General features: G+C 52.5%; 6 protein-coding genes and 1 pseudogene. All 7 read right to left on the bottom strand.

The features are described 5' to 3' along the window. Positions 1–158 precede the first annotated feature (158 nt). Positions 159–386, bottom strand: coding sequence for a hypothetical protein (locus tag KOR42_RS25025; protein WP_146512541.1), 228 nt, complete (start codon positions 384–386; stop codon positions 159–161). Between the two features lie 262 nt (positions 387–648). After that, positions 649–6,462, bottom strand: a complete 5,814-nt coding sequence (locus KOR42_RS25020) for an RHS repeat-associated core domain-containing protein (RefSeq protein ID WP_146512540.1) — start codon at positions 6,460–6,462, stop codon at positions 649–651. A gap of 280 nt (positions 6,463–6,742) precedes the next feature. Continuing rightward, positions 6,743–7,183: a transposase family protein gene (locus KOR42_RS25015; protein WP_146512539.1), complete on the bottom strand. Its 441-nt coding sequence runs from the start codon at positions 7,181–7,183 to the stop codon at positions 6,743–6,745. A 71-nt stretch (positions 7,184–7,254) separates the two neighbouring features. After that, positions 7,255–8,097 (bottom strand): spondin domain-containing protein, encoded by an 843-nt coding sequence (locus KOR42_RS25010; RefSeq protein ID WP_197441570.1) that lies wholly within the window; start codon positions 8,095–8,097, stop codon positions 7,255–7,257. Between the two features lie 187 nt (positions 8,098–8,284). After that, positions 8,285–8,527, bottom strand: coding sequence for a zf-HC2 domain-containing protein (locus KOR42_RS28025; protein WP_390620924.1), 243 nt, complete (start codon positions 8,525–8,527; stop codon positions 8,285–8,287). A gap of 26 nt (positions 8,528–8,553) precedes the next feature. Further along, on the bottom strand, positions 8,554–9,105 hold the full coding sequence (locus KOR42_RS25000) for a sigma-70 family RNA polymerase sigma factor (RefSeq protein WP_146512536.1): 552 nt from the start codon (positions 9,103–9,105) through the stop codon (positions 8,554–8,556). A gap of 193 nt (positions 9,106–9,298) precedes the next feature. Then, a pseudogene (locus KOR42_RS24995) lies at positions 9,299–9,498 on the bottom strand (hypothetical protein); the annotation flags it as partial.

The raw sequence follows: 9,498 nt of genomic DNA, 5'->3' as shown, positions 1-9,498 counted from the left end.
CAGCTTCTGCAACACCTCAGCCAGCGACTTTCCTGCCGCCAACATCGCTTGCCCCTCCTGCAACAGCTTCACAATCTGCTCAGGCTTACGTCGTCGTCGCTTCGTCATCAAAGTCTCCTCGAACCAACATCGGTCGGTTGACTCTCATAACATCTGGATCAGAAAATGGGGAGCACGCCAGCTTCCTGAGCATCAAACTCTTGAACCGTCTGCGAAATCTCATCCTGACCAAATGAGTAATCGATCGTCTTCGTCAGATTGCCGGAAAGAACATCGAAATGTGATTCACGAACAACCTGCTGGTAACCAGTGAAGTTGCGATGGTCGACAAGGAACTCAGTCCTGGTCTGTGAATCCCAATTGCTGTCCGACCCTTGTACAAGCAAAACTTTGCGCCCTGACGTTCGCGACGATTCGCCACTGCTGCAAAGACACATCTCATCAAAATTGTCCTATTGAAAATGCCCACCAAAGAAAAGAAACATGAAACCGCCGAATAGCAAAACTGTTCCCAACGCGGCAATTGCTAATGTGGATACCTTTAGCCAAAAAGACCATCTATCTGAAACGAGTCGCCATCCTCGCAAAGTATCGAAAAAGACGATAATGCATAGCAGCAGTATTCCTAAAAACAACAATGAGCTTGGGTTAATCATTGTACGTAGCAAGCCATGTGCGTGTTTTTCCAAATATAGAGACCATCTCTGTCAAAGTAGCTCGTGCAATTTGATCAAAGGACGTTAATGCAGGATCAAAAATCTGGCCATTCGCCCCGATGTTTCTCGGCAAAACATCATTAAAAATCGTTCCCAGTTTTCTTGAAGCTGCTGCAAAACGCCCCACCCAATCGAGAAAACTGCCACTAAAGTTGCCAATGTCGCGGATTACCAGTTTTCCATTTCGAAAAATAAACGCAGGTGCATCAGACCCAAGGGTGGTGAGTGCGCGAACTTGTTCATCAAGTGCATGTTGAGCAAACCAGCGAACAACCGGAGCCGCATCGGGATCAACGGTTTTGATGAAGTAATTTCCAACCTTTCTAACAACCAAACCACCAAATCGTTGAATGAGCGCACCTCCAGAAGTCGTTGCAATATTCGTACCTATACTAGCGACGCTTCGAACAACGCCTGGAAGTGCACGGACAGCTCCGCCCACTGCTACGACATCTAGTCCTGCCCACAGTAGGTTCACCATCACGTTGCCCATATCGCCGTTCACGCCCGCGACGGCTGCAGAACGAAGGGGACCCCAAATGGGTATCAAAGATTCCCAGAAGTTAACAGGCTTCCTGAAGAACCAATCAGCCTGGGCAGGATTGTTGGGCAATTGAAAAAGCGCCGCCACACCTTGACCAGGAAATATTGTGTCAAATTTTGCACGGGAGAACTTCCAAACCTTGCCAGCTGGAGTTGCTCCGCCAACCCCCAAATTCGCCGACAAGCTTGCCATACCAATCGTTGCGGCCATCGCGAATTGGCCAGTAGGATCAATTCCGTTGATTGGGTCCGCATGCGTATACAGATACTTGTGAAAGCTTTGTGGGTCTTCCTGGTTTCCAAAGAACGGGTCGAGACGGTTAAATCGACCAGTTTGTGCGTCGTACCATCGAGCCCTGAGGTATTGCTGGCCGATTCGTGAGTCGAAAGATTCTCCGGAATACAACAATGAGGTCCCAGCCTGAGTTGGCTGCATGCTCAGCAGGTCCCCGTAGGCGTCGAAGACGAAGATTTGTTCGATGCCTGCGAGTGTGGCGACGGCGCCTGCGAGGTCCGTCAGTAGTCTGACGCTGCCGTGGCCGTCGTGACCGAAGACAAGTGTCGTCGAAGATCCTCCTTCGGTCGTGGTCTGTGTGATCTCATCGTGACCGAACGTGTAATCAACGACCTTGATAACTTGACTCAAGCCATCGCGAACCGTCTCACGAATCGTCTGCTGGTAACCAGTGAAGTTGCGATGGTCGACCAGGAACTCGGTCCTGGTATGTGAATCCCAATTGCTGTCGGCGTCGGTGTCAATCTTCTGTTCCGCAGAAATTCGAATGCCTGACGAATCATAGTCGTAGGTCACTTCCTCGATTCGCGTGAGCGTGCCGCCGCTGTTGCGGGTTTCGGTGCGGACGAAGCTCATCCGCCCTTGCAGGTCGTAGGCGAACTCAGTTGTGGTGAGTGGGTCGAGTGTACCGGTCGGAGGACTGGCGTGCTCCCCAGCGAAAACCGCTTTCCCGGTCTGCTGCGTCTGGTCATAGGTGTAGAACGTCGTGCGATCGTCCGAGACACCGGACTTGTCGAGGAACTCTCGATTAAGACGGTCGTTCGCATCATAAATATACGAGACCGCCTCATCGGCAATGTTGTCCCCATTGAAGTCCGTTTCCCGAGTGAGACGATTCCCGGTCAGGTCGAACGTGTATTCAGTCGTGTAGCTATCAAGGTTGCCGCTACTCGTGAACGTTTCCCGAACAAGTCGACTGAGGGCGTCGTAATCCCAGCCGTAGGTGTTTGAGAAGGTTTCCACTCCGACGGAGTTGTAGAAACGCTCAATCAGCCCGGCGCGGCGACCGTCGTCCTGCAATACATAATCAAACTCGGCCAGTTTCAGATCGTCGGTGAAGTCCTCGGTGTCTTCCAGGGTCCCGTCCGTGCGGTAATGCGTGAGTAGTTCGAGGCGATTTAAGCTGTCGTAGACGTAATCTTCTGCGACTCCATTGGGCAGCAGTGTCAGGTCGAGGTTCCCGACCAAGTCGTAGCGATAATGAGTGGAGAGAAGTGCGTCCAGAGTGGAAGAGGGATCGCTGTCTTCAGTCACACTTGCGAGGCGACCGAGGGAGTCATACGTATAGAAGGTTACTCTCCCGGGAACATCCTGAGTCGGATCAGCTCCGGGGGCGTAGAGGGTGGTTTGGGTGCGGCGACCATGTTGGTCGTAGCTGTAGCCGATGACTCCTTCAGGTGAGGAGACGGCGATCAGTCGTCCTTGAGCATCGTAGCTGTTCTCGACGATGCGCGTCGTCCCACTAGTGACTTCTTGCTCGATACGGAGGTCCCGACCGAAGGCGTCGCGAACGTACCGCCACACCTCGATCGGAGTTCCGTTTCCGGCATTGTACTGGGCCAGGTTGTCAAAGAACCGTTGCTCGATGAGGCCTTTGACGTCGTCATATACAAACTGCGTGACAACCCCTTCGAACGAGACGTGCAAAGTCCGTCTGCCACGCTCATCATACTCGTAGCTTTCGGTGAAATCACCTTCCGGCAGTATCGAATCGTCGTCGGTCCCGGAAATTCCATCGGCCCCGAACCCGAGCGGCAGTGTTCTGGTCAGTTCCTGACCGTTCTCGTCAAACGCCCAAAGGGTTTCATGTCCGAGCGGATCGACCAGAAGTGTCTGATTCCCCTGGGCATCGTAACCGTATTCGTAACTGGCGATGTCGTCGGTGGTGTTGGGATCGCCATCGAGATCAGGCAGCGTGAGGCGACTGAGCCGTCCCTGAGCATCGTATTCGAATCTGCGAGTCAGGCCCAGCTGATTGGTCTCGGAGATTTTGCGTCCGAAATCGTCGTACTCGGTGGTGATGAACGAGCCGTCGGCAAAGATCGTTTTTGAGACCTGACCGACTTCGTTGAACTCATAAGTCGTTTCACGCACCTGTGAGTCGTCGATGACGATGGAGCCATCGCTGAGGAGAAACTGATGGATATTAGTGCGATTCTTCTCAACTCGGCTGTATTTGTCGTAGACAGTCTCTGATCGGAGGCTGACGAGCGTTCCGGGTGGTTGACCGGTGATGCCAACCTCATCGACTGGCAACGGATGACTGATGGTCGCGCTTTGACGACCTAGCGAGTCATACTCGAAGGAGGTGGCCTGTCCGTCAGCGGAAATCTGCCGACTGACTTGGCCTTTCTCGTCGTACTCCGTGGAGGAGGAAGTGAGTTCGATCCCGGAATCGACTATCCTGGTATTTAGCGTGATTCCTGCGGCAACGGCGGCGATGGTGTCAGTGACCGCTAGACCGGTCGTAACGTCATAGACTTCAATTATGAGACCTTCGAGACGGGCTGTTCGGTAGCTCCGCCCAAATTGATCGTAGTCAATACGTGATCCGTAGACCGGATTGGATGATCCCTCCAAAATCTGATCGGAGGAAAACTGTGGGCGACCGTGGCTGTCGTAGACAGTGCGGTTGTAAATCCAGACTGTGTAGCCGAGTTCGTCAATTGCCTGTCGACGGCTTTCGATCACCGCGCCGAACTGTCCGTAGACTGTGCGCGACTCCAGCCCGTTGGAGTCGATCGAGAGTTCGACACGCCCGACTGAGTCGTACGTAGTCGTTCGTGAATTGAGAAGGGTGCCGGAATTGGTGACCGACGCGCTGAGGAACTCACCGCTGCCGGAAATGTCAATCTGAATTCCCTGAACCTGTTCGGTCCGTTCGACGCGTCCATCCTTGTCATAGAATGTCAGCGTTCCGTCGATCGGTTCTGATGTTCCTTCCTCATAGGTCGACGTGCTGGCGATGACCCGACCTGCGGCATCGTAGACAGTCCGCGAGACGAACCAGACGGTGTTGCCAGACTCGTCGAGAGCCTGCTGCCGCGTCTGAATCTGCTGCCCACGCGAATCGTAGGTCAGCTCAGTGCGAAGACCGTTGCGGTCGGTGGCGCCGATGAGTTGCCCAACCAGATTGTACTCGGATGAGGTTGTCCAGAGCGTCTCATCTTCGTAGCCCCAAGCGTCGTCACGAACACGTGAAGTGCCGATGACATTGCCTGCGGAGTCGTAGGTACTGTGGTCAACCAGAATCGTCTGGTCACCAGCAGGCCCGACGATCGAAGAGTCCTTCCAAGTGCGAATACGATTGCCATTGTCGTCGTAGGTGAAGTTGGCTACTTCCCCTTCAAAATATGTATAATGAAATCGTGGTCCCCCCAGAATGTTTGGATTGGAGTAGAACCGGGTTTCCGAGAATGTAACAGCCACGGTTTTCGTGAGTTCCCCGAACTCATTGTACGTGTTATGGACCAGCAAGTTGCCATCGCCGTCGTAGATTCCAATCGGTGCTGATTGCAACGGATGAATTCCATTGAGCTTATCCTCCACCCCAATCGGATCGTACGAATAGGTGAGGACATTTCCATTCGGATCGGTCGTTTTGCTGAGTCGCCCAAAGTCGTCGTACTCGTTGATTGCGGTGTTACCGAGCGGGTCAGTTTGAGACTTCAGCTGTCCGGACGGTGTATAAGTCCAAGTGCTGACATTGCCGTGTGGATCGATCGTTTCCGTCCGCTGGTTCAGCTTATACTTATGCGTCGTGACGAGATCGTTCGTTTCGCCATTCACGTCGTCATCGATTTCACCGACGACGACGGTTTCAGTCAACAGGTTGTCATCGTCATCAAAGCTCTGGAGAGTAATGACTCCTTCCGGGCTGACCGTTTTGATCGGGTTCCCCCGCAGGTCGAGTGTGATCTGCGTGACGTTTCCGAGTTGATCGGTGATTGTTTGTGTGCGGTCTCCTTCAATGGCATACGTGAAGATCGTCTCTTTTCCATCGGCGTCGATGACGCGTTCAAGGCGTCCCTGAGAATCATATTCAGAACGAGCGGCAACTCGACCCAACGGATCAACAATGTCCTTCAGATAGTGCGGTCTCGTTTCGTCATACGTGAATTGTGTGGTCGCATCCAAACGATCGGTCATTGACAGCAGATCACCGGTGACCGGGTCGTAGCCATACTCGATCCGGTTTCCGCTTGGATCAATGACCGCTGAGATGCGATCGTTCTGATCTCTTTCAAACGTGATGCCGCGACCGGACTGCTCATGCGTGATGCCGAACTTGTCGTAGATCAATCGGTTACCGACCTGATCTTCAATGGCCCTCAATTCTCCAGTGATCGCATCGAGTTCCAACTCGGTTCCGTTCCGCAGAACGAGCCGCATTTTTCCGCCGAAGAATGGATTGGTGGAGTTAAACTCAACGACGCCACCACTGCCATCAGTCGACCAGTATTCGCCGTCCGTCGTTCCCTGAACGAGCAAGACGTCATCCATGTAAAGCTGACTCTGCGTCCCAAAATGCGGAATGAAAACCGGTCTTTTCGGCCCCAATAGGTCAGCGAATCCGGGATCAAGCCCTTGGGAAGTCCAAGCATTTTCAACGGAGAACAGGAACCCTTCACGAGTGCCATCAGGCAATGTGACATAGAGATTCGTGTAACCGCCTGCAGACCACCAGCGTCCGTCGCTGTCAATACGAACACGATCGATTGGTTTTCCACCAACGAATCCGGAGTCCAGGTGAAGAACTTGCCTGGCTCGTTGAAGATCACACCGTTCGGCATCTCCCCGTAAGGGACCCTCTTCGTAACAATGCTCACCGATTCCCGCGTGTTGTGAATGACGCAACCTATTGATGGGGAATGGGTTCCCGTTTTCCGAGACCCAAACAGGGGTCATCGATCGGTAGGGACCCTCTTCGAACTCTGGACAATGCAGTTAACAGCCTGTCAATCGAGCCAGAGTGGGGATGAAGCTGGGGAAGCTGTAACGGCCCTGCGCCCACGCTCCGTTGGGCCTCCGGAACCTCTCAACCTGCCATCCCGTGGCGGTCGGCTGGAATCGCCCGGCGGGGTATCCTGGCCGGCTTTCCAGCGGGGTAAAAAAACTCTGTCTCCCCGTATCTTACAGCATTCCGCAAGACCACGACCGTACCACGATGGCACACCTTTTTCATCCGTTATTGGCCCTGTTGGACCCTGTCACACGACAGGAACTGGTCTGTCAGCTGGCCGACCTCAAAGAAGAGAATCGAATCCTTCGGGCCATCTCGCCCAATCGGATATCTGGACGGTGTGAGTTTGAGGTTATGACTGACCGAAGAGCCGATACCCCGGTGGCTCGCTGTGCACGAGGATTTGTCCAGCGTCTTCACACATTGGCAGTCACGACATCCAAGACGGGGCGTTTGAATGAACAACACCGTCTTTCGCATTCCGATCGGCGGAGCATAGACTTTTCGAATCACCGATCCCCGGCAATTCACATTCCGCGACCCACAACTCGGACATCGCAAATCATTCTTCATCAACCGGGCACGAAGTTTGAATTCGCCATTCTCGTCCCGAACACTTTGCTGGACGTAGCCACTCAAACCAATCGCTCGATACAATGCAGACATGTCCACTTTCTGAAACTCACACCAATACCGCACACGTCTTTTCGTGTTGATCCTAAATGATTTCGATTCGGCTACGAGGCTTGAGAGCGACGACGAAAGTAAACACCTGCAGAAACAAGACCAAAACCAAACAGACCAAGAGACGTTGGCTCAGGAACAGCTGAAATCGTCACCGTTGCAATCCCATTGGGATAGAGTGCAGCGTTATTGAAATCGAATGCGGAAAGATCCAGATTGCCTGGGAAATTCAAAGCCCCAAGCGGATTTGGGCCAATAACGTTTGTGATGACATCACTTTGATTGGCACCGATGTTCGGCCCTCCCTGACCACCGGGAAGTCCAAACAACCCATTCGCAGCAGAGGTGTTGTAGTCTTCAACTTCGGTCCCAGCGTCGTTCACTGTCCCCGGAAGTCCGATATCGAAAGTGATACTACCGCTCGTTCCAAAAAGGGCAGAAATATCGTGAGCCTGCGGATTCCTATTCGCAACGAAGAAGTCATTGCTGGGCAAAACCATAGACGCATACGAAAAAAAACTATTGTTTCCACCAGCGCTTAGCAGAAATGACTGTGTGACGGATTGCCCCGGCTGAATTGGTGGAGGAGGCAACGTCGCCAATGTTCCTTGAACACCATTCGACTGCTGAGCTGCGAAATCGGCAGAGATTCCGGAAACGTTACCATCTTCTGCCAGAGATTCCAGCGACGATGAGGCGGGTGAACCGCCGTCATAAGTATCGAATGTCCCATCATGAAACCCCACCCAAACCGGAGCCAACGCGGCCCCGCCTGTTGGAGCATTGTTGGTGATCGTGACCTTAAACAGACCCGCAAAGCTAGGCGAACTCACTGCCACGAAGATCGCAGCGGTTGCGATTCCACAAAACGTTTGACGAACCAACCAACTCTTCATTCTCATCTCCTTAACTTTCGTATTTCGTGAAAAATTACTGGAGTGGTAGGGGCGAATCAATCGCCTCCAGCAATCACAATTTGTAGCTTGGTCGCGAAACACTAAGCAGGATTACAGAGCTTTCAGGAAAACACGAAAAGTATTTAAAAATCTCCTGTGACATCACTGTTCAGGCCAAAGAAACACATCACTTTTCATTGATGATTTTCTGACGAATACGCTCACGTGCCTCGGCAGAAAGCGTTGCTGGCTGATCACTGCGCGAGAGCGCAATTTTATGCAGATGTCGCAACTTGCGACCCACGGAGCGGCACGGTTTGCAGGCAATCAGATGAAGACGAACTGACCAACGCTCGACGCCGCTGAGGTCTTTGTCAAAGCCTGATGAAATCAATTCGTGCGACTCATCACATTTCAGTGACAACAACATTCGAATTGTGTTGGCGAATTTTTTCATCAACCGTGAAAACCGTTTTTTTCCAGACACTCTTTCAGGGCAAACCGAGCTCGATGTAGCCGAACCGACAGGTTTCGGGCCGAAATACCGAGAGTTCGGCAGACTTCATTCGTTCCCAGCCCATCCATGATCCGCAGTACAAATGCTTCTGCAGCCGCCGGAGAAAGCTTTTTCAAACACTGATCAAACACATTAGAAAATTGTAGACCGTCCACGGGAATCCGGTCGTCAGACCGCGCCTCCGCTGTGTCGACTGCCAGATCACAAGCACTAAGTTTAATCTTTTTTTCGGCTCGACGCTGGCCACGAAAATAGTCAATCACTTTCCGTCGCAAAATACTGGTCAGCCATGTCCGTACTGTTGACTCGCCGCGAAATCCAGATTTTCCACGAACTGCCGCGAGAAACGACTCTTGCACGAGATCCTCAGCTTGATGCGAATCACCAATTCGTGCAAGAGCATATGAGAACAGATAGTCTCCATGCTCGTCGAGCCAATGCACGCCATCGTCAACGATGGATTCGCCCGCTGAATTCTCGATCGTGTCCATGTTGCCCCACTGAGAAGTCCTCGATAAAGCGATAAGTGTTCTGTAGAGAGCAAGCAATTTCGGTGAATCGTTTCACACTTTCGAACGAATGCTTCATCCTTGATATAGATGGCAACCAGGACTGACTAGTGTAGTGTCTCACTCAGTTGGTGACTTGCTGTGTTGAAAACAAATCACAGGTTTTGATCGTGGGCTAACGCCTCAGGGCGTAGGCGAGGACTTTGAGGGCGGCTTCGACGAACAGGGCTTTCTCGCTTCTGGCTGAGAGTGCGGCACCTGTGGTTCGCTTCAATCCGCTCATGAATGATTCCACAAGCCAGCGTCTGCCGTATCCTTTTGTTTCGAGTTCTGTCCTGGTCATCTGTGAGCGGTACTCGCCATTCAGCTTACCGT

This window comes from Thalassoglobus neptunius, from assembly GCF_007859735.1.
In the GTDB taxonomy this organism is placed as follows: domain Bacteria; phylum Planctomycetota; class Planctomycetia; order Planctomycetales; family Planctomycetaceae; genus Thalassoglobus; species Thalassoglobus neptunius.
The sequence above is the reverse complement of the archived record's forward strand: the minus strand, read 5'-3'. Positions and strand labels throughout refer to the sequence as shown.